This window comes from Microcoleus sp. D3_18_C4 (assembly GCF_036702355.1).
In the GTDB taxonomy this organism is placed as follows: Bacteria; Cyanobacteriota; Cyanobacteriia; order Cyanobacteriales; family Microcoleaceae; genus Microcoleus.
The window spans coordinates 108,277-133,015 of sequence record NZ_JAUBTF010000001.1; the positions used below are offsets into that span (position 1 = coordinate 108,277).

Here is a 24,739-nt window from a genome sequence, read left to right on the forward strand (position 1 = left end):
GTTTTTGTTGCTGAATCATCTTGGGAGTAATTTTGTGTTGCTGATAACAATCTGTTTTGGACTGAATAAAATATATTAATGTCGGCTATCTAGATTTTCACCCCTTTGATACAAATTTCTTATATTTAAATGCAGCTTTGGCAGCCTCCGGCAGCTATTAAATATCTATATATTTATGTGTTGATAATGATTTATCCCAGCTCCCCCAACTGTCGTTTAGCCTCAAATAAACCCACAGCGGCGCTGACGGAGAGGTTCAAACTCCTGACTCCAGGCTGGCTCATCGGAATAAAAACTGTGGCGTCGCAGGCATCCAAGACGAATTGGGGAATGCCTACAGTTTCCGAGCCAAACATCAGCCAGTCGCTGGGCTGAAATTGGAATTGCGCGTAATTGCATCGCCCGCCAGTGCTGAATCCGATTGATCGTCCCCCGCGCTGCTCCCGATAGGCCTGAAAAGCCGCTAAGTCTTCGTGGCACTGGAGATTGACGTAGGGCCAGTAATCTAAGCCGGCCCGTTTTAGGTAGCGATCGCTAATTTCAAACCCCAGCGGGCCGACTAAATGCAGTTCCGTGCCTGTGGCAGCGCAAGTGCGGGCGATATTGCCAGTATTCGGGGGGATTTGCGGGTGAATCAAGACAAGTTGGGGCATGAAGCTAATTAAAAGCGAAAAATACAGCTCTTGGGAAATTTATAAAACTACCCACAGGTAGATATACCTTATAGCTTTTATTTATAACCTTTGTCGAACTCCATTGATTAAATATTCTGATTTGTTTTAAGGGCGGCGATCTGCAACTTTTGACAATCAAGCATCCAGGATATAAGCCCCCGGATTCATCCGTCCAGAAATAAAAAACCTGTATCCAATACACAAGCCCCCGAATTTATCCGTGGGGTCAATCTAAAATCTAAAATCTAAAATCTAAAATCGATTGACCGGGAGGTTCGGGCTATTTCTATTGGCTGAGTACGCATAGCCAGGGGGCTAGTGAAAGCCCCCATTATCATAACGGCGGGTACTTCAGGCAACTAACTGGGCGCACAAGTTGTCTTCTAGCTCCCATTCTTGGTGAGCCATCCCCTGAATCCCTTGCAGAATAATACTGCGGGTGTCCGAACCGCCCTCGTGTAGCTTCAACCACTGCTGGGCCGTGTTGCCTTCCCGGAGAATCTTTTTGAGTGGCGAGAGAAAGCAACTAAAGCCGCGTTTTTTGGCTATAGGCCACACTTCGCGGTAAATTTCCTCAATCCAATCTCGTGCCAGAATAGTTCTGCCGTCTTGCCAGTGAGTGAGTTCGGCATCCAAACTTTGCCGGGATGCAGCAATTTCGTTGGCGTCTGTGAGGGCAACTAAGTCTTCGTTGCGGGTGGCCGCAGGCAAGGTGCTGAGCTCTAAAGGGTCTAAGCTGGGGTCTTCCATCATCTGCCAGATGCGAGCTTCTAGTAAGGCAGTAATGGCCAACAAAGCCAGAGGATTGACTTCGAGGTCGCAAATTCTCAGTTCGAGGCGATTGAGACAGTAGGGGCGACGATCGCCATTTGGTCGCACTGCAGACCACAAATGGCGGACGTTTTGCATAGTACCGAGTTCTAGCTGTTCTTCAGTCCACTGAATGTAATGCTTGTGACTTTCAAACAGGGGAACGATGGCGGGAGTTTTGGGAAACAAACCCCACCGAGTCGAATGATAGCCCGTCACTTCGCCGTCGAGGAAGGGGGAAGAGGCGCTCAAGGCCAGGTATAGCGGTGCTTCGACGCGGGCGAGGCGGATGGCGCGCATCAGCATTTCTGGTTGGGAGATGCCGATGTTGATGTGAATGCTGGCGGTGACGACTTTGGTGCCGTAGGTTTGCTCGATGTAGGTGTGGTAGGGGTTGTTGGGATCGGATCGGTAAAATCGATCGCTCCCTCCGAGAGACAAGGTACTTCCCGGCAGCAAGGTATAGTCGCCCAATTGTTTTAAATACTCGCGCAGCCGAACTCGTGGCTTGACTAAGGCACACAACAGGCGATCGTAGCTGCACAGCGGGGCGGTCGTGTACTCCACATTGCGGCTATCAGGCTCCCGGACAAATCCCTCTAGATCGGCAACTATGCGATCGGATAGACCGACAACCTCACCTTCGGGAGTGCCGGTATACATTTCTACTTCAAAGCCTTTTGATAGCAGCACGTTTGTTCCTCAGCTAAGTTGAGTGCTAGTTTCTAGTATCCCAAAAATTGACCTGTTCATACTATCTTCCACGGGGCAGAGTTGAAATTTTTCGCCACTGGCACTGAAACCGGATTTTTCGGCGTCCGCTAGTTTGGGCGTTTGTTTCCTAGTTGGGGGCCTGCCACGACAAATACTCCCCTGGCAAAGAGTTTCCGAGGCCGTTTTAGAGTCAAAAATGCTGTTTGTTCGATCGCCGACGTGTTTTATTCGGCATTCGTGACGATCGAACTTATGGTGAATAGAACCCACTCCTGCCTCAGTTCGACATCTGTTTTCTGTCTTGAGGGGGATAGCCACAGATAGATCTTAGATGCGATTCTAAAAGAGGGCTCTGCAATATTTTTGAGCTATACTATTAACCCCTAAAAATCCCTGTGAAAGAGCAAGAAAAAACCCCTCCCAATTTTTGGAATATGCTAAGCAATTTAGCCTTAGTCCGGTTTTTGCTTTTATTTGCTTCTGGTTGGGCTGGACTGCAACTTTTAGCTTACTTTGAAACAGCAGTCGCGGTTTTCACCATTGCTGCACTCGTGGCTTTTTTGCTTAACTATCCAGTGCGAACTCTCCAGAGATTTTTACCGCGAAGTTTAGCTGTCGCCTTCGTTGTCCTGCTCACCCTTTTAGTTTTTGGCGGTCTCACCGTCACCGTAGGGGTCACTCTTTTATCTCAAGGACAGCAATTAATTGACAGCCTGACTGAATTTGTGAATGCTCTGGCGCCTCTGTCTGAGCGCATCGAAGCATTCCTGCGGGCGAGAAACCTGCAAGTTAACCTGCGAGTTATTGAGGAACAACTGCGAAATCAAGCTTTATCTGGAGTTGTTTGGAGTATTGCTTTCTTACAAGTATTTTTAACCAATTTATTGAATTTAATATTAATTATGGTAGTGGCTTCTTTCATGTTACTTGATGGAGAGAGGCTGTGGCTGTTAGTTCTCAAATTTATACCCCGACACCTGCACAGGCGTTTAAGTTTAACAATTGAGCGAAACTTTTTAGGATTTTTTCAGGCACAAATTCTGTTAATGTTATTTTTGACAACCGCTAGCTTTGGAATTTTCCTACTGTTAGATGTGAGATTTCCTTTAATTTTAGCATTTATTATCGGATTGTTTGATTTAGTTCCGGGGATCGGAGCGACGCTGGGAATTAGCTTAGTGTGTTTTATTGTATTGTCTCAAAATGTGTGGCTATCTTTAAAGGTATTGGCAGCTTGCATTGTTTTGCAGCAAATTCAAGACAACCTTATTCATCCCAGACTGATGCAAAATTCCCTTAACCTCAATCCGGTAGTGGTATTTTTTGCACTGTTAGTTGGGGCAAGATCAGCAGGACTTTTAGGTATATTTCTGGCGATTCCGCTAGCGGGAGTGATAGTTAGCTGGTTTGATATTGAAGAAATGCAAGCGGAAAGTTAATGGATACTGCCCTCCTATTTTATAGAAAATCAGGCTGAAAAATTCAGTTTTAACTTGCCGACTAGAAGTCCCATGCTTTAAAAACTCTCCTGTGCCCAAAGCGCAACTAAAAGTAAAGAGAAAAAAGCAACTTAGGGTACACCTTACTGGGTCAAGTTAATGAATAAATTGCAAGTCAGTAGGAAATCTTTCTTCTTCTGGTTCTGGATCATAAATGTAATCGCAGTCAAAACGCAGAGCTTGAGAGTGGCGACTGATAGAAAATCCGCAATTACTCACCATTTCTGTAGTAAAAGTTGCCATGACTAACTCAATGAGCCTTCTGTAGGAAATGTTAGGTAGTTGAACGTAATAGGTGCGTCTGGCAAAAAAGATTCTCTCATCTTTCGGGAGAATTATGCCATTAATTCTGTGGGCGTGTTGAATCGGCTTGATGTAGGTTTCAATAAACTGCGACTGATTTTTTTGCAGTCTCGCTAATCTTTCGTGTTGCAACCAGCTCATTTGAAACACAATTTTAATAAATTCAAAGCCCAAAATGTAGTTAAAAACATTATTACGTTCTTCTGTACTCAAGACGAAGCGGAGTGCTGATTCTAAATATTGGTCAGTTTCTCGGAGCGATTGTTGAGCTGAGTGGATATAAAATTGTTTGATGTAGCTTCTTAAATCTGATTCGTTTAATTGTTTTTTGACCCGAAATCTGATTAAATACTCTTTGACTCGGTGTAGAGTATCTACATCTTCAAACATTTTTGAGACTAAACCGTCGGCTGTATAATTATCTAAAAATTCTGCTTGCAAGTCGGGAGTAGATGCACACAATATGTAGCAGAGGGACAAGACATAGCGCCGTTGGTTCCAAGGCAAGCTTTGGGCCCATTCTTTAACTTCTACAGGGAGTTTTTGGAGCACGGTATCTGTGTGGGGGAGTTGAGCAAGGTCGGCATATTTATGTTTTTGTTTAATCATTGCCTGAAACCTTATATTAGTAAGTATACAGAGTCGTAGATCGCAGATGATGGGAGAGGGGAGCTGCGAGGGAGGACTGCCAGTTATTCTGTCTTATTTTCTTGCCATCTATCTAAATATACATTCTGGAGGGAACAGAGGGCGTGATCTGTCTCACACTTTAGCGAGTTTTAAATCACAAATGCTAGCTCTTTGCATCACATTTTGCGACTGTGAGTGTCACTCATAAAACTTATTCATGTCACCGGATCAACAGTGGGTTTCGTTGAGGATTAAGTCGGGTGATTCATAAGTTTTTGTTAGTAATGATTACTGAGATCAATCATGAACTTGACTACAAGTATTTTCCCGGAAAATCAGTGCCAAGACTTAACTTTTTGCGATCGCCTCGTGCAACAAGTGCGACAGTGGCTTGATAGCATTGCCGTGGGAGAGCCACAAGTAACTCAGTGGTGTGCCAACTTATACCCGCACGGTGTCCTTTTGAGAGAGATATTCCGTTATAGGGACACCAGCTTTTCCACATACCGCCTATGTGCAAGCTTAATCCTGTGTATGAGGAATTAGTGCGGCTGCGTTTTCGATCGCCCTCGTTTTTTCCTAACCTATACGGGGAAGATGTAACGCCGTAGCTAATTGAGGGGTGTCATACCTCGATCGCCCATTGATATCAATTATTTATGGGGTCTGTCGCTCTGGTAGTTGCGAGAGCCATAATTTAAGCCATAATTGTTGATAATATCAATGGATGCCTGTCGATAGGAGTGGGTATTCATCGTGGCGCTTAAGCCAAAAATAACATCTAACTGTAGCAGCAAAAACAATAACTATAAAAATAATTTAATAATCTACATGGGCTCAGGGAAGTGAATATGTTTAACGCAACTGAACTGCTGATTAAGGCTTTTGTCAATCGCCTGATTGAAGGCTACCGCCACACTTATGGCGGGTTTAAATCTGACTATGGCGAAATTATTGCTTGGGTGGCGAGTATGGCTTTAGAAAATATTGCTAATAGCGATGCTCTTTACCATAATGTCGAACACACTATTTTAGTGACCTTGGTGGGACAAGCAATTCTGGGTGGGAAGCACATCCGCGAAGGGGGTGTTTCCTGCGAAGATTGGCTGCACTTCCACATTGCTTTGCTATGTCACGATATCGGGTATGTTAAAGGTGTTTGCCGACAAGATAGAAGAGATTTGGGACTGTATGCGACGGGAATAGGCGACCTGAAATTAACGCTGCCTCCGGGGGCGACGGATGCTAGTTTGATGCCTTATCATGTCGATCGCGGAAAAATGTTTATTGACGAGCGTTTTGGCGGTCACAAACTGATTGATGCTGAGCTGGTTAAGCATAATATTGAGCTGACTCGTTTTCCAGTTCCTGCAAATGAAGATTATCAAGATACTGTAAATTATCCTGGTTTAGTTCGGGCTGCTGATTTAATTGGTCAGTTGAGTGATCCGCGATATTTGCAAAAGATTGCGGCGCTGTTTTACGAGTTTGAGGAAATTGGGCAAAATCGGGTTTTGGGCTATCAAAATCCGGGGGAGTTGCGGGATGGTTATCCCAAGTTTTATTGGAATGTGGTTTATCGGTATGTGAAGGATGCGATCGGCTATTTGGAACTGACGCAGCAGGGGAAACAAATTGTTGCTAATTTAAGCGCGAATGTTTTTCGGGTGGAGCATTCTCAGGTTCCAGAGTCTGCGGTGGCTGTAGTTAGCTAGGGTTGGGGTGGATGTAGCGCGATCGTTCTTTTCAACTGATTCGCGGTCAAGGTTACTTTAAGTTAAAACCTGTAATTGCTTTGACAATTACTGATTTTGAAATGTTTGATAATGACCAATAAGTAATCTCTAGTTTTGTGTTTAAGGAGCAAAAGCGTTTATTTGATTATGTCGAGCCAGAGATTGAACTAATATTTATCGCATTGCCAAAATTCAATAAACAATTGGATGAGTTAGAAACTTTGACTGACAAGTGGATTTATTTTATGAAAAATGCTCCCAGCTTGGAAATAGTGCCGTCAACAATGGAAACAGTATCGGAAATACAGCAAGCCTTTGCGATTGCTAATGAAACTAATTTGAATCCAGAGGAGTTGGCAGATTTAGAAGAACGCGAAATGTTTATTGTCGATCAGCAGGGTTGGGTGTCTTGCTCAGGGGAATTGAAAAACGAATTGCACAAGCCAGAGAACAAGGCATCGCAGAAGACAGAGAAGAAGGAATCGCGCTAGGAATGAGAGAAAAGGCTCTAGAAATTGCTAGGCAACTTATCAATGTCCTTGACAATCAAACCATTAGTCAAACTACTCGTTTGAGCATTGAAGATATCCAAAATTTGCGGGAGGAATGAAAGGAAGGGAAAAAGTACGATCGCACAAGTAGTGTACCTTTTCTCGTTACCAGGATCAGCCTGGTAGCGTAGGTTTTTGAGGCTTTGCCTCTTGGATTGAGAATTACGCTAAATATTAACTCTCATCCACTTAATGCTCAAGGATGAGTCTGCCCTCCGTCTAAAGGAAGATTTCATTAAACCAGTAAATTCCGTATGATGCTGTAAAAGTCAGTCAGAGGGGAAAGCTATCTCCGACTCCAGCTCCGAATAACTGACCAATCTTACAATATAAAAAAATACATCTCATGACACCAGTCACTCCCAATCAAACTTCCTCTCAATACGAAGTTAGCGAACCAGAAGAAAAAATTGAGTCTCTGGTAGAAGAAGTTAAGCCAGAAAGCGAAATCGATTTAGAATTCCTCTACACCAGAGACATTGAATTCCGACAAGAAACAATTTATTTCATTGTAGTCGATCGCTTTTACGACGGCGACCCCGCAAATAACGAAGGCCCCAACCCAGAACTTTACGATCCAGAAGGGAAAGATTGGGGCAAATATTGGGGCGGCGACTTGCAGGGAGTTATCGACAAACTAGACTACTTAAAAGATATGGGAGTTACCGCAGTTTGGCTGACTCCACTGTTCGAGCAAGTTGAAGCATTATTTGTCGAACAAGCTGCAATTCACGGCTACTGGACTAAGGATTTCAAGCGACTAAATCCCCGCTTCATTGCCACAAGCGACAATCCTTCTATCAATCAAACACAAGAAACTAAAGATACCGTATTTGACAAATTAGTATACGAGTTGCACCAGCGAAACATGAAACTCGTGCTCGATATTGTCTGCAATCACAGCAACCCAGATTTTAGTGGTAAAAAAGGGGAACTCTATGACGACGGCGTAAAAATAGCTGACTTTAACGACGATGACGATGACTGGTATCACCACTATGGCGAAGTCACAAACTGGGAAGATGAATGGCAAGTTCAAAACTGCGAACTGTCTGGTTTAGCAACTTTCAATGAAAACAATATTGCCTACCGGAATTACATTAAATCAGCAATTAAACAATGGCTGGACAGAGGTGTTGATGCTTTGCGGGTTGATACAGTCAAGCATATGCCTATTTGGTTTTGGCAGGAATTTAATGCTGACATTTTAACACACAGACCTGATGTTTTCATTTTTGGCGAATGGATTTACAGCGACCCTAGAAACGATCGTTCTGTGGAATTTGTCAACGAGTCGGGGATGACTATTTTAGATTTTGGTCTGTGCGTGGCAATTCGAGAAGTATTGGGAAAGGGTGCGGAGGCGGGATTTCAGTTAGTCCAAGATGTCCTGAATTTGGATCACCGCTACTACGGGGCGACGGAGTTGATTACTTTTATTGACAACCACGATATGCCGAGGTTTCAGTCGTTGAATCCAGATCCAGAAATGCTGCATTTGGCGATATGTTTAATTATGACGACTCGCGGTATTCCCTGCATTTATTACGGCACTGAACAGTATCTGCACGATGATACAGATGGGGGAAATGACCCCTACAACCGCCCCATGATGGAAAAGTGGAATACTGATGCGCCGATTTACCGAGATGTGCGGTTGCTGTCTGGATTGCGGCGACTGAATCCAGCTATTTCGATGGGGAGTCAGTGGCAAAAATATCTAACTCCTGATGTTTATTGTTACGTGCGCCGCTATCGCGATTCCGTGGTGTTTGTAGCGATGAATCGTGGCAGTTCTGTTACAACAATTGAAGAGGTTGATACTGAGCTGCCTGATGGAGAGCATACGGAGGTTTTATCGCGCCGCAAGTTTGAAGTTAAAGATGGGATGCTGTACAACCTTGAGTTGGGTTCGCAGGAAGTAATGATTTTTAGCCGCGTCGGAGAGCGAGTTAAGGCGAAAACTATTGTGCGGGCGCAGCTTAACAGCGTTAGAACTCAGCCAGGGGAAAGAATTGTGGTGATTGGAGATTGTCCTGAACTGGGGAATTGGGATATTAGTAAGGGTTTCCCGTTGGAGTATATCAATACTAATACTTGGTTTGGGGAAATTCCTTTTAATGAAAGTGCCGGAAAGTTGATTTCTTATAAGTATGCGCTGCTACGGGAAGGACTCTCGCCGCTGCGAGAAAATCTGGTTTGTCGCCGCTGGGTTTTAGTTTCGGAAGGGACGGTGAAATGGCGGGATAAGTGGGCGAGTGGACGGGAGTCTTAATAGTTTTGATTTCTCAGTTTTGAGTGAAACCGTTTTAGGCACAGACACCGGGTTTGATGAACGAAAGTAATTCCTTAAGGCTTTCGATTATCTTTTTAAAACCCGGTTTATTTAGGAGGTACGTAACTGCTGTGAAATTTAATTAGTAACTGCAACTCATAATTCATTCCTTTTTAAATATATAGCAAGTCTATTTGAGTCGTGAATGTAGAACAACCTGAAACGCTTGTGATGATTGAATCGATTGTTTACAAATCAAATGGTTTTGCTATAACTTAGGTAATAAATATTTGGGCTTTTTATCTATATCAGTAAGGTGTGCATTGTGCATCCCCCGGGCGTGATTTATGGTGCGCCTCGGCGTACCCTACATTTTTATTAAAGCGATCGCAATTTCTCGACCAAAACATCGATATAAAGTTCGCTGCTATGCTGGTTCACAACCATTTCGTAGCCCCGCTGCACTTGAGATTCAGCTTCTTGAGGATTTTTTAGCAAATGGACGGACGATCGCCTCGCGCAAACCTGCTGCCTCTCCCACATCTACGACTTTGGCAATATCCGGGACCGCTAAATAATCGACGATACCTTGAGTCCGAGTAATGACGACCGGCCGCTGGCAGGCCATGGCTTCCAGCAAAACCTGCACTCCAGCAGCATATTTATTGTCTACCAAACAAACTGCAATTACGTCTGCATCGCGGTAAAGCTGCACTAAATCCGGCCATTCGTATAACTTGCGGGACATATTTTCTGGCATAGTATCGGGGAAAGCTTGCGATAAAGCCTTAGCATCTTTAGAAAAACCGCTAATTTGTACCGCAAACGGTGCTGATGTTTATGAAACCGGGTTGATCGACACCCGCACGCAAATCCTGTACGAATCAAAAACAGTGACACAGGCCGATCGATTCCATCGATTCCAAGGACTTAAGCTTTTATGCTGAAGTTAGCTAAAAAATTTATGTTTAACCTCATGTATATTTCTCCAGAGCAAGACCAAAAAATCCGCTACACCCTGCGCGAGTGCGGTCAAGAAGCTTACAAGCTAGCAGCCCAACCTTTTGAAGTTTCTGAGAAAGGGCCCAACGACTACGTGACGAGTATCGATCAATACCTAGACCGACAACTATCGGCAGCATTTAGCGCTTTGTTTCCTGAAGATGGCAGGATCACCGAGGAAAACAGCGCCTCCAGAGCAGCTTACGGGGCTAATTACCAGCGCCTCTGGTGCATCGATCCCCTGGACGGGACAGAAGAATTTATTCGGGGAAAACTACACTACGCTTCGATGGTGGGGCTGCTGCTTGAGGACGAACCGGTGGCAGGCTGGCTCTACGCCCCGGCTTTTGACCAAATGTATTTTGGGGGCAAAGATTGGGGATTGTTCCAAACTGTCGGAACCCAAGCGCCGCAGCCGATCGCGCTGTGCAAACCCCCGGCTCTGACAGCGGAAAATTGTAAAATTATTCTCGGAGACAAAGACCAGAAAAACTACGCCCAAGCGATCGCCCAAAGCATCCCCGGAGCAGAATTTTACTCGCTGGGCAGCTTTGGCTTAAAAGTGATGGAAGTTATCTTCGGTCGAGCTGGTTTGTACCTGTATCTCAACGGCAGAGTTAAAGTGTGGGATACCGCCGGCCCTCTGGCTTTAGCAAAAGCAGCCGGATTGGTTTGTTGCGACTTGCAAGGTCAACCGCTGAGGTGGACTAAAGATGCGATCGAGCCGGAGACTCTGGCCCACACCCAGTCAATCGCGATCGGCTGGCCGGAATACATAGAACCTCTGTTGGGCAAAGTTCAACAAGCAGTGGCAGGCTTGTAAACCCGTTTAAGATTAAAGAATCTGCCAATTTTAAGTGAAGCGCGCCTCTGCACCCTTATCATCAATTAAAGGAGCAACGGATTGTTTGTGTTCCCAAACATCGATCGTTCCCTAGCTGTTGGGTGTCGCCTAATCATATTTCCCACCTCCACGAGTTTGCATGAAGACAGAAGCTTTCAGTGAGCTATTCCCTCTATTTAAGGGTGCTAACCCAGAAACCTTGGGAGGGCTGCTATCAAATGCCGTCAAGCACGAGTATCCCCCGGGCCGAGCTGTGGTGATGGAGGATTCTTGGGGCAACGCGATTTACTTTGTCGTGTCCGGCTGGGTCAAAGTCCGGCGCCTTTCAGACGATCGAGCTGTATCAATGGCTATTTTAGGACGAGGTGCCTTCTTCGGCGAAATGGCCATTCTGGACGAATCTCCCCGATCGAATGACGTGCTTGCTCTATCGCCCGTGCGGCTGCTCAGCGTCACAGCTCAGCGATTTATCCAAACCCTGTTTAAAGATCCGCAATTGCACCACCGGATGCTGCAACTGATGGTACGGCGACTCCGCCAAACCAATCTCCGCTATCAACTCCGAAACCGCCAGCCAGCGGTTAAACTAGCAAATACTTTAGTCGAGCTGGCAGAAAACTACGGTCAGAAAACTGCTGAGGGCAAAGATATCTTCAATATTCCTTATGAAGACTTAGCTGATGTGACAGATATCACCCTAGATGAAACCAGCAAAATTATGGAAAAACTCGATAGTAAAGGTTGGATCAAAATCGATCCAGACCGCGAAACTATCCATTTGATCAACCTCAAGCACTTGATTAATTTGGCAAGTCAATGACTGATGTTACTTATGAGGATACCTCGTCCGCTGCCGGCCACCGTCAGGTGCAATTAACAGCACCGACAATTCAATATTCGGTGGCGATGCCCAATCCTGAATCCCATCTCTTTGAAGTAACTTTGCGCGTGCAAGGTTGGTCGGAGCCGGTTCTGGATTTAAAAATGCCTGTCTGGACTCCCGGTTCTTACTTGGTTCGAGAGTACGCCCGCCACCTGCAAGATTTTAGCTCCCAGGCGGGCGATCGAGCTTTACCTTGGCACAAAAAAAGCAAAAATCACTGGCAAATCGAGACCGATTCGGTGTCAGATGTCACGGTTCGCTACCGTATTTTTGCCAACGAACTGACAGTGCGAACCAATCATTTAGACTCGACTCACGGTTATTTCAATCCAGCGGCTTTGTGCTTTTTCTTGCCCGGTTTTGAGCGCAACTGCTACACGGTGAAGGTTGTGCCACCCCAGCCCCAATGGCGCACCGTTACTACTTTGCCACCTGTTTCTGGCCAAAATCTTACTTTCGCTGCTGTGGATTTTGACACTCTAGTAGACAGTCCTTTTGAGATTGGCTATCACGAAGTGTACGAGTTTGAAGTGATGGGAAAATCCCACCAGCTAGTTGTTTGGGGAAAAGGCAATTTAGAGCCGGAACGGGCGATTCGAGACATCCAAAAAGTGATCGAAGTCGAGGCAAAAATGTTCGGCGGTTTACCTTACGAACGCTATGTGTTTTTCCTGCATTTGTCCAGTTCTGGTTTTGGCGGCTTGGAACACAAGGAGAGTTGCACTCTCAACTATCCGCGTTTTGGTTTTCGGGCTAAGGAAAAGTATGAACGCTTTATTCAGTTGGTGGCTCACGAGTTTTTTCACCTGTGGAATGTCAAGCGCATTCGACCGAAAGCTCTCGAAGTATTTGATTACGAAAAAGAAAATTACACTCCTTCTTTATGGTTCTCTGAAGGCACTACCAGTTATTACGATTTGGTGATTCCTTTTCGAGCGGGTCTCTACAGCGTGAAAGGTTTTTTCCAAGGTATGGCTAAGGAAATTACTCGCTTGCAGACGACTCCGGGGCGGAACGTGCAGCCTCTGAGTGAGTCGAGCTGGGATGCTTGGATTAAACTTTATCGCCGGGATTCTAACAGCGACAATTCACAGATTTCCTATTATTTGAAAGGGGAAGTTGTTTCATTTTTGCTCGATTTGTTGATTCGAGCCAGACACGGCAATGAGCGATCGCTCGACGATGTGATGCGTTTGATGTGGCAGCAGTTTGGCAAGGCTAATTCGTCTGAAAATGGCGATTTTGACCTGAAGTCGGAAACAGACGGCAAGTCGGCGCATTTGACATCAAACGGAAAGTTAAATTCTGCTTCGCTGCCTGCAGAAATAGGCTTTACTCCCGAAGAGTTGCAAAGTGCGATCGAGTCCGTCGCCGGCATCGATTTGAGCGACTTTTTCGCGCGCTATATAGACGGCACAGAAGAGTTACCTTACAACAAATATCTCGAACCTTTCGGGCTGCAAATTTGGGTAGATGAAACTGACAAAACGCCTCGCATCGGTTGGACGTTGGGAGCCGAAAACGGGCGGGAAATGGTTAAATTTGTCGAAATAGGCTCTCCGGCACAATTGGCGGGAATTGACGCTGGGGACGAGTTGCTGGCGATCGAAGGTTTTCGGGTAAATTCAGAACAAGCAGGCGAGAGGCTTAAAGATTATCAGCCGGGGGACACAATAGAGGTGACAGTTTTTCACCAAGACGAACTGCGGACTCGTCGTGTGACTCTCGCCCCGCCCCTGCCTGGCCGTTACTCGATCGTGCCTGTGGAAAAGCCCACTACTATTCAGAAACAAAACTTTACTGGATGGCTGGGAGTTCCTCTATCAAAATTGTGACATAAATGAAGGGGAACCGGAAAGAAAAAACTAGAAGGAATCAAGCTGAACTCCCAATTCCCAATTCCCAATTCCCAATTACCAATTTTGATTATGCAAACCCCACCTCCTCCATCAATTACCCCCCGCCAGATGAATCTGCTGAGAATTGTTGCTTCTATGGCATGGGCAGACGGCGAACTCGCTACCGAAGAAGTTAATTTAATGCTCGGTCGCTTTTGTCGTTTGTTTGCCCCAGATACCGACGGACAACAAATGCAACAAGAACTGCGGGATTACATCATGCAAAATATTCCCCTTGATGAGTTGATCGGTCAACTAGAAACTCAAGATGAAAGGGAATTAGTCCTGCAACTCGGCTATGAAGTGATTTCTTCTAGTTCTCGCACTCCCGATGAACCCAAAATTAACGCTGAAGAAGCCGCAGCTTATCACAAATTAGTGAAGTTGCTGAATCTTTCAGAGGATGTGGTCAAGCGTATTGAAGCTGAATCATCGGCTGCAGATACTTCAGAGGGAATTGTCGAGAAGATGGCTCACAAATTAGAAAAGTTCATCAAAGGCTAGTTAGTGACTTGCGCGCGCTTGGCTTAAAAACCCGGTTGATTCCTAGATTTCTCGTTACTCAACGTGGAATTTTTCGTAGAAACCGGGAATAAGCCTCCTATACCTAAGTCTTTTTAGGTAAGTATCGCACTCATATTTTTATGAGTGAAACTATTTATAAATAAAGCTGAAGGGAAATAAACCGGCTTGTGAGTCCCAATTTCCTACGATATAGTAACAAAAAAACACGGGGAAGTTGAGCATATTTTTCATCGCCGGGAACGGTAACAGAATTTGCGATCGCCCTTCCCGCGCGCTGCCTTACCCTTAACGATAATTAGGGACTTAGGCAAAGCCTAAATCCCTAATTTATCTACCGATTTGGGGTGCTCACTGAAAGTAATATCGTTTCCGGCTGCATCAGAATAATAAAATCGAGTCAACAGTCAACACTCAACCATTCAGTTTTTCGACCCGCCCGTCAACAGTCAACAGTCAACAGTCAACAGTCAACAGTCAACAATCATTTCTGAGTACAACCGGAATTGATATGAATCCAACCAGTCATTAGTGCGGTAACTTGCTGAGGGCGTGCCAAGTTCTGTAGCCGACAATACCATCTTGGGGTAAAGCCATGCTAATTTGCAATTGTCGCACTGCTACATCTGTCATCGGCCCGAATAATCCGTCAATGAAGCCGAAATAGTATCCATTCATTTTCAAGACATTCTGAACAATTTTAACAGCATTGCCAGAACTGCCCTTCATGAGGGTCGGCATATTCACAGGTGCACCAGAGTATAGTGCTTCCCAAGTGAGAGGGCCCACAATTCCATCTTCTTTTAAAAAGACGCGGTGTTGATAGCCTTTGACCGCGTTTTGAACTTGGACGCCGAAAATACCGTCAATCGGCCCGAAATAATATGCCCAATGATATAGAAGCTGTTGTAGTTCCTTGACAGCTTGACCTGTTGAACCCATTTGTAAAGTGGGTTTGTTTACTCCAGTGGTTTCAGCAAATGCCAGACTTGATTGAGCAGTAGTATCGGCGACAAGAGCCATAGTTTCATTGTTCAAGCTTCTTTCTTCGGTATACATAATGTGGTTCCTCTCAACATTTAAGTTTTCGTCTTTGATATTTCAGGTATAACTGGTGGGATTTGTGGATGCACAGTCACTTTTTGGAGTGTCACTCATGTGAGTGTCACTCGTTTGAGTTACCCGTGGGTTTGTCGTCAGGAATGCAAGTTGTAATATTTTTATGAGGACTTCTGTCGTCACTACAAACCAAGGGGTAAGGTGCGCGGTGGACACCTACCCAATACAAAGATGCGAGGTACGCACCCTACCCATTACTGTTGATTGTTTACTCGGCAAACTCTCGCAAAGCTGGAATTAAATACTGTGTCAAAGTAAAGGCATCTACTCCTAATTCCGTCCGTTCTTTGGCCGCCAGGATTCCGGCTTGAGCGTGCCACCAAGCTGCTGTTGCTGCAACTGATTGGGGGGGGGATTTGCGGGCGATCGCACTTGCTAATAGTCCCCCTAACAAGCCTGTAAGAACGTCGCCGCTGCCGCCTCTGGCGAGGGCTGGGGTGCTTTCGGGATTGAGGTAGGTGATGGTACGTGAAGCGTAGCTATCCGGTAGGGAATCGTCCTCATCCTTCCAACTTATGCAAACTCTGGCTCCCTTGAGCAATATCGTTGCACCGCAAAGCTGAGCTGCTGCTTGAGTTCCGGCAATTCGATCGTCGCCCGTTCGATCGGCTAAGTCGGGAAATAAACGCTTGAATTCGCCAGGGTGAGGCGTGATAATTGTCAGTGCTGAACGTTCCGACAAAATCGGGACTGTGCCGAGTTGAGCGAGGATATTTAAACCGTCAGCATCTAAAACCAGAGGTCGATCGCTCTCCAGTACAGATTCTACAGCGATTGCCGCTTCCAATGTCAGACCTGGCCCTGCGGCGATCGCATCATAGGTGCCCAAATCAATTGCTACTGGCAACTCGCTAATTGCACCGCTTTGGGTTTCGGGACATCCTATAACTAATGCCTCTGGTAACTGACTGCTCAACATCGGTTTAATCGACTCAGGAACAGCAATTGACAGCATTCCGATGCCGCTGGCTCTTGCTCCCAATGCTGCCAAAATTGCGGCTCCGCTGTAGCGGCGGGAACCTGCAATAATTAGTAAGTGACCATTGGTGTATTTGTGCGAAATTGGCGATCGGGGTAACGGCAAATGCTGAGTTGCCGAGGCTTGTGTAATGCGTTGTATTGCTGGCGTTTCACCCAATATTGCTGCAATATCTGCTGCGGGAATATCAAAATCAATTAATTCGGAACTCCCGATATATTCTAACGCTCTATCTTGCAGAAATGCCATTTTCCACAAACCCAAACATAATGTATGTTTTGCCCGGATTGCCGTCCCCAAAACTTCTCCGGTATCTGTATGAATTCCCGATGGAATGTCTATACTTAAAATGGGTATGTTTAAATTATTTATTTCGTCAATAGCTGCTGCGGTAGCGTTATTAATTTCTCGTTCTAATCCAAAGCCAAATAAACCATCTACGAGCAAAGTACACTTTTTCAGATTTTCAATTTTATCAAGAAATGAAATATTTAAAGAGCGGGCATAATCAGCGTGATTTTTTGTTAGTTCTTTTAGTTTAGAAAACGGGCAGTAAATAACTACTTGGAAACCTTGAAAATGCAATTCACGCGCCACAACCAAAGCATCGCCGCCGTTGTGCCCGGGCCCAACCAATACGCCGATAACTGGCAATTGAGAATTAACAAGATTTTTCCCTTCTTCCCTTTTCCTTCTATCCGTTAAATCCCGTACATTGCTAGTTGCCGAACTTCCTTCCACTTTCAAAAGCTCCTGAATGCGTAGGGCAATCAGTCCCGCGACTTTTTCCATTAAAGCTGCGACTGGCATTCCAGCAGCAAAGATTCTGGTTTCTATTTGCCGCATTTGGTCGGCGGTGACAACAAATTTTTGAATAGTCATATTAGTGCTAAAATTTCAGCTAACAGCAGCAGTGGCAGGTTGTAGTATACTTGTGGTATAATAAATTAGCTCGATCGAACTAACTCACAGTAAAATAGCAATTTCTCTCAGAATCATGAACAAGATTGTTGTAGGCCTCTCCGGCGGGGTCGATAGTTCCGCAGCAGCCGCAATTTTACACCATCAGGGATATGAAGTGGTGGGTTTAACGCTGTGGTTGATGAAGGGTAAAGGTCAGTGCTGCTCTGAGGGAATGGTCGATGCAGCTAAAATTTGCGAAGATTTGGGCGTTCCCCACCACATTGTTGACAGCCGCGAGGTCTTTCAGGCAAGTATTGTCGATTATTTGGTGGAGGGTTACAGTGCAGGAGTTACGCCTTTGCCTTGTTCGCAGTGCAATAAAACTGTGAAGTTCGGGCCAATGCTTAAGTATGCTCGCGAAGAACTCGGAATTGAAAAAATCGCTACAGGCCACTACGCTCGGATTACTTACAATGCTGATACGGGTCGCTATCAGTTGCTGCGGGCGATCGACCCTGCGAAAGATCAGTCTTATTTCTTGTATGATTTAACACAGGATTTGTTGGCGGGTACGGAGTTTCCTTTGGGGGAAATTACCAAGACAGAAACTCGCAGAATTGCGGCGGAATTTGGCTTGACAACTGCTGATAAGCCGGAAAGTCAGGATTTGTGCTTGGTGGAAAGTAACGGTTCGATGCGGGCTTTTCTGGATAAGTACATTGCGCCACAAAAGGGTGACATTGTGGACAAGTCAGGGCGGGTGCTCGGACAGCATGACGGCGTGCATCACTACACAATCGGCCAGCGGAAGGGACTAGGGATTGCTGCACCGGAACCGCTATACGTGATTGAACTTGATGCTGCTGGCAATCGGGTAATTGTGGGCGATCGACAGTTGGCAGTAGAATCTGAATGTACAGTCCAGAAAGTGAATTGGGTTTCTGTGGCTGCGCCGATGGCTCCGATTCGGGCTCAGGTACAGATTCGCTATCGATCGCACCCTGTCCCCGCTACAATTATTCCTGTGGAACCATCCCAAGCAGAAGAAAAAGTCGGCGGTACAAGAGTTAAGTTGATTTTTGACGAACCGCAGTTGAGCATTACCCCCGGACAAGCGGCTGTTTGGTATGACGGGGATGTGCTGTTGGGCGGTGGCATCATCGAAAAAATTGGGTAGAAACCCCGTCCTTCTAGGACGGCTTTACACGGTGTCGTAGTATAATTTCAGTGGTCAATGACCCACCCGCGACGATGGAGACATAAACCCTAACACCAAAGTTTGCGATGTTTCGCAACGGGGAAGAAAAATCGGTAGACCGGGAAAAGAGGATGGGGCAATGAAATATGCATCCCTTGAATCTAAACGACAAAGAAATTCTTCTGTGGAATTTCGATACATAAAAACCGCTGGGCTAGCAGAGTTAGTCTGTGGAGCTAACATAAGACCATAAAACTCCTTGTGGGTAGAGGCAGTTGCTATGAAACAGAAACCTAAATCGTGAGGTTTGGGAATCACCGCGCCTTTAGGTCGGTGAGGATGTCAACGAAAGAAACCAACTCCCAAATTAAGGCAAGGGGCGGGCTAGAAGCCCAACCCCTACTCCCCACCAGAAACTTCCCACAAGAAAATTCACACTTTTTGGAACAGGCATCTTGCCTGTTCCAAAAGGAAGTTTATCTTTGATTTCACAGACTCAAATTTACCTAGCTAACTTTTTTTCCAAACGCAAGATATTCCCCCTAGCATTAGTGCGGTAAACCCAAGTTTGCCTACCATCAGAAACCACAACCCGCCAACCTTCGACAATCATTTGACCGCAAATTTCATCCGCTTTCGAGAGTCCTAAACAAGTATTCGGCCAACTTTGTCCGCTTGATTCCGTTACTTTCAACTTGTCAGCAGCAATGCCAGTGGATCCCGACAACTCTCGGCGAACTGCTTCTGCTACGGTTGCGGGCAATTGCTTCGGGGGATTTTTGCGCGTACCCTCGGCCAAATTCCCCGGTTCGGAAGTGAGTGCATTAAGTGCCAATACCGAATAGCTGATTGTTTGGGGCACCGCGGCTGAGGAAAATTGCTGCGCGGTTTGCTGCTGTTGCCTTTCCAACTGGGCAAGGGAATCTTTGAGGGCGCCCGCGTTAGCCGCAGCGGTGTGTCTTAGCGCCGGATACATTTCCCATACCAGAATTCCTGTCAGCACCAAAGCCAAGATTACAGGATTGGGCTGCTTTTGGTCTCGGTGTTTATTTTTTTGAAGTTTATTTTTGGAGATTCTTTTCATCATACGCCCTCTGCCTCACTTTACACAATGCGCGATCGCTCCTGAACACTCAACTGCAGATACTTATTTAGACACTATTGCTGGTGCTATTGGTTCCTTTGTGCAGAACCCACTTGACTGCTGGTTGCTGGTGCGGCGCAAGTATTTCCTACTCGCTGCCGGCAGTTGTGCTTCAGGAAACTTGCACTACCCAGTTATTACTTAATTTTTACTTTTTGTCTCAGGGTATTAAGAAAAATTTATGCTTAAGTAAATATTCTTAAAAGCCTCTAATCCTGCCCCCCAATCCCAGTACAAATTACTATTCTTCGTTCCAAAACTGCTAAACGTGTTTTAGACTGTGGGAGGCGAGCTGAGCCAAGGATATCACAGGGATGCCACAAAATTTGTTGCAAGAGGACGAAAACGCCTTAGAAATTAAATCAGCGATAGCTGATTAATTGTCTTAGCATTGTGGTTTTCTAGAGCGATCGTCCCCCAAACTACTTTAGTAGCGATCGCTACTTTTTTAGTATAATCTTATTTAAATTTATCAATTATGAACAGAAAATCCTTGGCTATCGATTTAATGAATCGGCTGAGCTATCCTCAAAAATTTACCTTAATCGGTTTTCTATTTGCAATACCGTTAACCTTGGTCATGTACCTGCTGATTTCCGAAATTAACAGCAGGGTTGATTTTTCCCAAAAAGAAATCTACGGTAATCAATACCTGCGCCCACTGCGCCAGTTGAGGGAATACCTACCTCAACTTCAACTCTTAAATTATCAGCCTTTAAATACAAATTTAAGCCTACCAGATACGAGAGCCGATTTAGAAGCTAAGATGGACGCGAACTTTCAATCCCTGGCTAATACAGATCGTCAGCTTGGAAACATATTAATGTCCAGTGAAAAATTTAATAATATTTATCAAGATTGGCAAAACTTCAAACTTTGCCGCAGTCAGTGGAGTTTAGAAACTTACGATTTGGTATATCAACGTTTAGCGGCCGACATTAATAGACTGAGCGCTCACGTCGGCGATACTTCTAATCTAATTTTAGACCCCGATCTTGATACCTATTATTTGATGGATGCTACCTTGCTGACGATTCCAGAAATCCAAAAAATCTTGTCAGAGATTAGGCTTATTTCTCAAACAAACAGCTTGCGTTCCTATGCCACACCTGAAGAAAGAGCGAAACTGATTACTTTGGCAGGCAAATTGAGAGAACTTAATCAGGATTTAGCAATCAATATGGAGGTAGGATATAGCAATAATCCTCACAGGAATCTGCGACAGAAATTAAGCGACGATGTGACCAAATTTAACTCCGTAGTAGAGCTGCTAACTGGTCAAATAGATAAACTGATTTATCCCACAGCCTTAGTGGAATATTATGCCTATATCGATGGCAGCGATCGAGTTCTGAATTCTAGTTTTGAACTGTGGGACAAAACTCTCAATGAATTAAACTTTCTCCTGCAAAAACGCATTGATAGTTTTGTTGCCAAAAAACGCATAATTTCTATTGTTGTGTTAATAACCTTAGCTCTAGTTATTTATTTATTTGTAAGTTTTTACAGAAGCGTTATGCAAACTGTATTTGTCCTTAACGAAGCTGCAAAAAAGATGGCAAGCGGCAATCTAGACCACAAAATTATTTTGGATAACAGAGATGAACTGGGGCAAGTTGTGGGTGCGTTTAACAAGATTGCCGATGCCTTAGTTGGTGCCAATCAAAAAATTACTGTCCTCAATGATCGCCTAAAAGCTGAAAATATGCGAATGAGCGCCGAACTAGACGTTACTCGCAAGATTCAGCAGATGCTGCTGCCGAAAGACCGAGAACTCAATGAAGTTGTGGGCTTAGATATTGCGGGATTTATGGAAGCTGCTGAGGAAGTAGGCGGCGACTATTACGATGTACTCCAACACAAAGGTAGAGTGAAAATTGGCATTGGAGATGTGACGGGACACGGATTGGAGAGCGGGGTTTTAATGATTATGGTTCAAACGGCAGTGCGAACTTTGCTCGCTTACAATGAACCAGACCCAGTAAGATTTTTAAGTGCTATTAACAGTGTAATTTACGATAATGTGCAGCGCATGAAATCCGATAAAAACGCCACCCTTGCTTTGCTAGACTATGAGGAGGGGATGCTGAAGTTGAGTGGCCAGCATGAAGAAATGATTGTTGTGCGGTGTAACGGTTCTGTCGAGCGGTTTGATACAATCGATTTGGGTTTCCCGATCGGGCTGGATGTAGATATTGATGAATTTGTTGCTGAGAAAATTGTGCATTTGCGTTCAGGAGATGTGGTTGTACTATACACGGACGGGATTACGGAAGCTAAAAATATGGATAAAGTGCTTTATGGTTTAAAGAGGTTAATTGAGGTAGTAGAGATTAATTGGCAGCGTTCGGCTGCCGAAATTAGACAGGCTGTAATTAAGGACGTGCGATGGCACATCGGCGAACAAAAAGTTTTTGACGACATCACATTGCTGGTACTGAAACAAAAATAACTATTTGGATATGCCTCCTAAAGTTTAAAATATATTCAGCGAGTCCCCTCATCTCAAACTTTAGCTCTCACATCGATATGACTCAGATTTTCGGAGATTTCATCGAGCAGCCCGCTAGCCAAGAATACTTAATAATTGGATTTTCTCCAAGTTCGGTTCCTCTCAAGCAGCGGTGGCGGAACAACGGTTTGTCGGCGGATTTTCTGGCTGACTACCTGACGACTTTTTTTCCGGGCAACCAAGATGAACCCTCGACAATAGAAAGACAAGCTGAAATAAAAAGCGCTGTTAGCTACATTGCCAACGAGTTATTGGAAAATGCCATGAAGTTTAATGATGAAACCTTGGAGTACCCGATCGCTATTAAACTGCAATTAGAGAGCGACGGAGTGATTTTCTCAGTTGCTAACAGCATCTCTCCCCAAGCGGTGGACAAGTTTCAGGCTTATATTCACCAGTTGCTGACCTCCGAGCCAAGCGAACTTTACATTCAGCGGTTAGAAAAAAATGCTGCTGACGACAACTGTACCAATTCTGGATTGGGTTTGTTGACCATGCTCACCGATTATACCGCCAAACTTGGCTGGAAATTCCAGACCGTGCACAAAGACCCGGAAGTAATTGCGGTGACAACTATGGTGCAATTAACAGTATAAGCAACGCTAGCGATCGATAATATCGAAGGGACTTTTTTTTGTGGCTATGGAAATTTATACAGAAGATTACCAGATCTGTTACGATCCAGCAACGGCAACCGTGAGTTTTATTGGCTCTCTAAGGCTAAGCGGGCCTGCAGAGTACGCGCCGATAGCGCAGTTGCTGACTCAGGTTGCCGACGTGGAACCGACAAAAATTACCCTGAATTTTGAGCAGTTAGAATTTTTGAACAGTTCTGGCATCAATATGCTATCGAAGTTTATTATCCATGTACGCAAAACAGCCAAGGTGCAAATGGCGGTACAAGGCTCTCAAAGCATAGGTTGGCACGGTAAATCTTTGAGAAATTTCCAGCGCCTGATGCCTGGTTTACAGTTGGAATTTCTCTAGAAATACGATTACTTTTAGGGTGCGAGATGTTGAGCAATTTTTTGTTAGTCAAGGCGCAAATTCTCGAGTTATGCTGGAAGAACAACCATCTAGAGAACAGCTACTTTTAGAGATAGAAAGATTGCGCCAGCAAGTGGAAGACTTGAAGGAGGAAAAAGCGGATCTGGAAATCTTGCTGGAAACTACTGCTCAACATTCCGATACGGTTGAAACAGAGTTGCGATCTCGCGCATTCGAGGCGGTGCGCGAAGGCGAAATCAAGCTGGCTCAATTTCTCGAAGCGATTCCCATAGGTGTGCTCGTGCTGGATTCTCAAGGCAGACCTTACTACGTAAATCACGCCGGAGAGCAGTTACTCGGCCAAGGAGTTTTGCCCTTAAATTCAGTTGAGGATTTGTCACAAAGTTATCAAATTTATATTGCGGGAAGTGAGACTATTTACCCTTTCGAGAATTTGCCGATCGTTCGAGCTTTGAGGGGCGAAAACGCGACGGCTGAAAATCTGGAGATTCATCAATCCCACAAGAAAGTTCCCCTGGAGATTTGGGGAACGCCAATTTTTGACGAGAGTGGCAAAGTTGCTTTTGCGATCGCAGTTTTTCAAGATGTCACGGAACGCAAAGAAGCTGAAGCGGATCGCCATTTATTTATTAAGAAACTATTTGACCTGAATCAAAACTTGGAAAAATCCCTGGATGCAGAATCAGACTTAACTGATGCCTATGGGCGATTTGTGCCTCACCAATTTCTAAATTTGTTGGGATATGAAAGTATTATAGATGTCCATTTAGGCGATCAAGTGCAACAGGAAATGTCGGTGCTCTTTTCGGATATTCGCGATTTCACGACGCTTTCGGAAACTATGGATCCCCAAGAGAATTTTAATTTTATCAATGCTTACCTTTCGCGGATGGAGCCTGCGATTACTAGCAATAACGGGTTTATTGACAAATACATCGGCGATGCAATTATGGCTTTGTTTAGTGACTTTGCAGATGATGCAGTGAAAGCGGGTATTGCAATGCTAAATATCCTGAAAAATTATAACGAATACCGTCAAGGCGTCGGCTACATCCCGATTCAAATTGGAATTGGCATTAATTCGGGTTCTTTGATGCTGGGGACAGTCGGGGGTACAAGCCGAATGGACAGCACTGTGATTAGCGATGCTGTTAATTTAGCATCTCGCATTGAAGGATTGACCAAAGATTACGGCGTACCTCTGTTAATTTCTCAGCAGACTTTGGAACGGTTGCGAAATCCCACAGATTATGCTATTAGAATTGTGGATAAAGTACAGGTAAAAGGAAAATCTCAATATGTCGTAGTCTATGAGGTATTTGATGCAGATCCGCCGGAAATTTTGTCGGCAAAGCTAGCAAATTTGTCCGTATATAATGAAGCTATGTTACTGTGCGATCGCAAAGAGTTCCGAGAAGCGGGAAAATTATTTGAAGAGTGTTTGCGAACAAATCCCAGCGATCATGTAGCTCGCATTTACCTGAAACGCTGTCGGGATTGGCGATCGCTCCTCAAAGGAATTTAAAGCAAGCTAG

General features: G+C 44.9%; 22 protein-coding genes. 15 read left to right on the forward strand and 7 right to left on the reverse strand.

Features of this window, described 5'->3' with window-relative positions; genetic code table 11:
• Positions 1–191: 191 nt before the first annotated feature.
• Both QUA90_RS00450 and gshA read right to left on the reverse strand, forming a co-directional pair.
• Positions 192–653: a tRNA (cytidine(34)-2'-O)-methyltransferase gene (locus tag QUA90_RS00450; protein WP_333293458.1), complete on the reverse strand. Its 462-nt coding sequence runs from the start codon at positions 651–653 to the stop codon at positions 192–194.
• Positions 654–1,025: 372 nt separating this feature from the next.
• Entirely contained in the window at positions 1,026–2,177 is a 1,152-nt protein-coding gene (gene gshA / locus QUA90_RS00455) for a glutamate--cysteine ligase (RefSeq protein ID WP_333210167.1), read from the reverse strand.
• 416 nt (positions 2,178–2,593) lie between these two features.
• Between gshA and QUA90_RS00460 the strand changes: the two genes are divergently transcribed.
• A complete protein-coding gene (locus tag QUA90_RS00460) occupies positions 2,594–3,637 on the forward strand; it encodes an AI-2E family transporter (RefSeq protein WP_333083079.1) in 1,044 nt (347 codons plus the stop codon).
• A 156-nt stretch (positions 3,638–3,793) separates the two neighbouring features.
• Here the strand turns inward: QUA90_RS00460 and QUA90_RS00465 are convergent, their stop codons facing one another.
• The gene (locus QUA90_RS00465; protein ID WP_333210173.1) at positions 3,794–4,609 is read right to left on the reverse strand and encodes a cobyrinic acid a,c-diamide synthase; all 816 of its coding nucleotides are present in this window, start codon (positions 4,607–4,609) and stop codon (positions 3,794–3,796) included.
• Positions 4,610–4,933: 324 nt separating this feature from the next.
• Here QUA90_RS00465 and QUA90_RS00470 point away from each other — a divergent pair, with 324 nt between their 5' ends.
• The 5 genes from QUA90_RS00470 (at position 4,934) to QUA90_RS00490 (ending at position 9,192) form a co-directional block, all read left to right on the forward strand.
• The gene (locus tag QUA90_RS00470) at positions 4,934–5,176 is read left to right on the forward strand and encodes a hypothetical protein (RefSeq protein ID WP_333384645.1); all 243 of its coding nucleotides are present in this window, start codon (positions 4,934–4,936) and stop codon (positions 5,174–5,176) included.
• Positions 5,143–5,241, forward strand: a complete 99-nt coding sequence (locus tag QUA90_RS00475; RefSeq protein ID WP_445242801.1) for a Mo-dependent nitrogenase C-terminal domain-containing protein — start codon at positions 5,143–5,145, stop codon at positions 5,239–5,241. The genes QUA90_RS00470 and QUA90_RS00475 overlap by 34 nt, the downstream gene beginning before the upstream one ends.
• Positions 5,242–5,481: 240 nt before the next feature.
• Positions 5,482–6,345: an Npun_R2479 family HD domain-containing metalloprotein gene (locus tag QUA90_RS00480; RefSeq protein ID WP_333083075.1), complete on the forward strand. Its 864-nt coding sequence runs from the start codon at positions 5,482–5,484 to the stop codon at positions 6,343–6,345.
• A gap of 137 nt (positions 6,346–6,482) precedes the next feature.
• A complete protein-coding gene (locus QUA90_RS00485) occupies positions 6,483–6,857 on the forward strand; it encodes a PD-(D/E)XK nuclease family transposase (RefSeq protein WP_333443291.1) in 375 nt (124 codons plus the stop codon).
• A 406-nt stretch (positions 6,858–7,263) separates the two neighbouring features.
• Positions 7,264–9,192, forward strand: a complete 1,929-nt coding sequence (locus tag QUA90_RS00490) for an alpha-amylase family glycosyl hydrolase (protein WP_333443293.1) — start codon at positions 7,264–7,266, stop codon at positions 9,190–9,192.
• A gap of 472 nt (positions 9,193–9,664) precedes the next feature.
• On the opposite strand, the gene QUA90_RS00495 is transcribed toward QUA90_RS00490, so the two are convergent.
• Positions 9,665–9,940, reverse strand: coding sequence for a glycosyltransferase family 4 protein (locus QUA90_RS00495; protein ID WP_333443295.1), 276 nt, complete (start codon positions 9,938–9,940; stop codon positions 9,665–9,667).
• Between the two features lie 216 nt (positions 9,941–10,156).
• Here QUA90_RS00495 and QUA90_RS00500 point away from each other — a divergent pair, with 216 nt between their 5' ends.
• The 4 genes from QUA90_RS00500 to QUA90_RS00515 all read left to right on the forward strand — a co-directional run bounded on the left by QUA90_RS00500 (position 10,157) and on the right by QUA90_RS00515 (position 14,323).
• The gene (locus tag QUA90_RS00500) at positions 10,157–11,017 is read left to right on the forward strand and encodes an inositol monophosphatase family protein (protein ID WP_333083072.1); all 861 of its coding nucleotides are present in this window, start codon (positions 10,157–10,159) and stop codon (positions 11,015–11,017) included.
• Positions 11,018–11,177: 160 nt separating this feature from the next.
• Positions 11,178–11,858 (forward strand): Crp/Fnr family transcriptional regulator, encoded by a 681-nt coding sequence (locus QUA90_RS00505; RefSeq protein ID WP_333083071.1) that lies wholly within the window; start codon positions 11,178–11,180, stop codon positions 11,856–11,858.
• Complete coding sequence (locus QUA90_RS00510) at positions 11,855–13,756, forward strand: M61 family metallopeptidase (RefSeq protein ID WP_333083070.1); 1,902 nt, start codon at positions 11,855–11,857, stop codon at positions 13,754–13,756. Before QUA90_RS00505 ends, QUA90_RS00510 begins: the two co-directional genes overlap by 4 nt.
• Before the next feature lie 93 nt (positions 13,757–13,849).
• Complete coding sequence (locus QUA90_RS00515) at positions 13,850–14,323, forward strand: TerB family tellurite resistance protein (protein WP_333443297.1); 474 nt, start codon at positions 13,850–13,852, stop codon at positions 14,321–14,323.
• Between the two features lie 546 nt (positions 14,324–14,869).
• On the opposite strand, the gene QUA90_RS00520 is transcribed toward QUA90_RS00515, so the two are convergent.
• Together QUA90_RS00520 and QUA90_RS00525 are read right to left on the reverse strand one after the other, a co-directional pair.
• A complete protein-coding gene (locus QUA90_RS00520; RefSeq protein WP_333083068.1) occupies positions 14,870–15,400 on the reverse strand; it encodes a peptidoglycan-binding protein in 531 nt (176 codons plus the stop codon).
• 268 nt (positions 15,401–15,668) lie between these two features.
• Positions 15,669–17,321, reverse strand: coding sequence for an NAD(P)H-hydrate dehydratase (locus QUA90_RS00525; protein ID WP_333443299.1), 1,653 nt, complete (start codon positions 17,319–17,321; stop codon positions 15,669–15,671).
• A 115-nt stretch (positions 17,322–17,436) separates the two neighbouring features.
• On the opposite strand from QUA90_RS00525, the gene mnmA reads away from it, so the two are divergent.
• On the forward strand, positions 17,437–18,519 hold the full coding sequence (gene mnmA, locus QUA90_RS00530) for a tRNA 2-thiouridine(34) synthase MnmA (RefSeq protein ID WP_333443301.1): 1,083 nt from the start codon (positions 17,437–17,439) through the stop codon (positions 18,517–18,519).
• Between the two features lie 523 nt (positions 18,520–19,042).
• Here the strand turns inward: mnmA and QUA90_RS00535 are convergent.
• Complete coding sequence (locus tag QUA90_RS00535) at positions 19,043–19,627, reverse strand: hypothetical protein (protein WP_333443303.1); 585 nt, start codon at positions 19,625–19,627, stop codon at positions 19,043–19,045.
• A gap of 535 nt (positions 19,628–20,162) precedes the next feature.
• Between QUA90_RS00535 and QUA90_RS00540 the strand changes: the two genes are divergently transcribed.
• The 4 genes from QUA90_RS00540 to QUA90_RS00555 all read left to right on the forward strand — a co-directional run bounded on the left by QUA90_RS00540 (position 20,163) and on the right by QUA90_RS00555 (position 24,729).
• Complete coding sequence (locus QUA90_RS00540) at positions 20,163–22,136, forward strand: PP2C family protein-serine/threonine phosphatase (RefSeq protein ID WP_333443305.1); 1,974 nt, start codon at positions 20,163–20,165, stop codon at positions 22,134–22,136.
• Between the two features lie 77 nt (positions 22,137–22,213).
• Positions 22,214–22,792 (forward strand): DUF6272 family protein, encoded by a 579-nt coding sequence (locus QUA90_RS00545; RefSeq protein WP_333325092.1) that lies wholly within the window; start codon positions 22,214–22,216, stop codon positions 22,790–22,792.
• A 46-nt stretch (positions 22,793–22,838) separates the two neighbouring features.
• Positions 22,839–23,183 (forward strand): slr1659 superfamily regulator, encoded by a 345-nt coding sequence (locus QUA90_RS00550; protein WP_333083060.1) that lies wholly within the window; start codon positions 22,839–22,841, stop codon positions 23,181–23,183.
• Between the two features lie 70 nt (positions 23,184–23,253).
• Entirely contained in the window at positions 23,254–24,729 is a 1,476-nt protein-coding gene (locus QUA90_RS00555; protein ID WP_333443307.1) for an adenylate/guanylate cyclase domain-containing protein, read from the forward strand.
• Positions 24,730–24,739: the final 10 nt, after the last annotated feature.

Bases quoted from the DNA above. Each gene is read 5' to 3' on its own strand.
- QUA90_RS00465 (WP_333210173.1), bottom strand. From the start codon at position 4,609: ATGATTAAACAAAAACATAAATATGCCGACCTTGCTCAACTCCCCCAC.
- QUA90_RS00520 (WP_333083068.1), bottom strand. From the start codon at position 15,400: ATGTATACCGAAGAAAGAAGCTTGAACAATGAAACTATGGCTCTTGTC.
- QUA90_RS00555 (WP_333443307.1), top strand. From the start codon at position 23,254: ATGCTGGAAGAACAACCATCTAGAGAACAGCTACTTTTAGAGATAGAA.
- QUA90_RS00550 (WP_333083060.1), top strand. From the start codon at position 22,839: ATGGAAATTTATACAGAAGATTACCAGATCTGTTACGATCCAGCAACG.
- QUA90_RS00500 (WP_333083072.1), top strand. From the start codon at position 10,157: ATGTTTAACCTCATGTATATTTCTCCAGAGCAAGACCAAAAAATCCGC.
- mnmA (WP_333443301.1), top strand. From the start codon at position 17,437: ATGAACAAGATTGTTGTAGGCCTCTCCGGCGGGGTCGATAGTTCCGCA.
- QUA90_RS00535 (WP_333443303.1), bottom strand. From the start codon at position 19,627: ATGATGAAAAGAATCTCCAAAAATAAACTTCAAAAAAATAAACACCGA.
- QUA90_RS00475 (WP_445242801.1), top strand. From the start codon at position 5,143: ATGTGCAAGCTTAATCCTGTGTATGAGGAATTAGTGCGGCTGCGTTTT.
- QUA90_RS00480 (WP_333083075.1), top strand. From the start codon at position 5,482: ATGTTTAACGCAACTGAACTGCTGATTAAGGCTTTTGTCAATCGCCTG.
- QUA90_RS00515 (WP_333443297.1), top strand. From the start codon at position 13,850: ATGCAAACCCCACCTCCTCCATCAATTACCCCCCGCCAGATGAATCTG.
- QUA90_RS00545 (WP_333325092.1), top strand. From the start codon at position 22,214: ATGACTCAGATTTTCGGAGATTTCATCGAGCAGCCCGCTAGCCAAGAA.
- QUA90_RS00505 (WP_333083071.1), top strand. From the start codon at position 11,178: ATGAAGACAGAAGCTTTCAGTGAGCTATTCCCTCTATTTAAGGGTGCT.
- QUA90_RS00490 (WP_333443293.1), top strand. From the start codon at position 7,264: ATGACACCAGTCACTCCCAATCAAACTTCCTCTCAATACGAAGTTAGC.
- QUA90_RS00525 (WP_333443299.1), bottom strand. From the start codon at position 17,321: ATGACTATTCAAAAATTTGTTGTCACCGCCGACCAAATGCGGCAAATA.
- QUA90_RS00470 (WP_333384645.1), top strand. From the start codon at position 4,934: ATGAACTTGACTACAAGTATTTTCCCGGAAAATCAGTGCCAAGACTTA.
- QUA90_RS00495 (WP_333443295.1), bottom strand. From the start codon at position 9,940: ATGTCCCGCAAGTTATACGAATGGCCGGATTTAGTGCAGCTTTACCGC.
- QUA90_RS00450 (WP_333293458.1), bottom strand. From the start codon at position 653: ATGCCCCAACTTGTCTTGATTCACCCGCAAATCCCCCCGAATACTGGC.
- QUA90_RS00510 (WP_333083070.1), top strand. From the start codon at position 11,855: ATGACTGATGTTACTTATGAGGATACCTCGTCCGCTGCCGGCCACCGT.
- QUA90_RS00540 (WP_333443305.1), top strand. From the start codon at position 20,163: ATGAACAGAAAATCCTTGGCTATCGATTTAATGAATCGGCTGAGCTAT.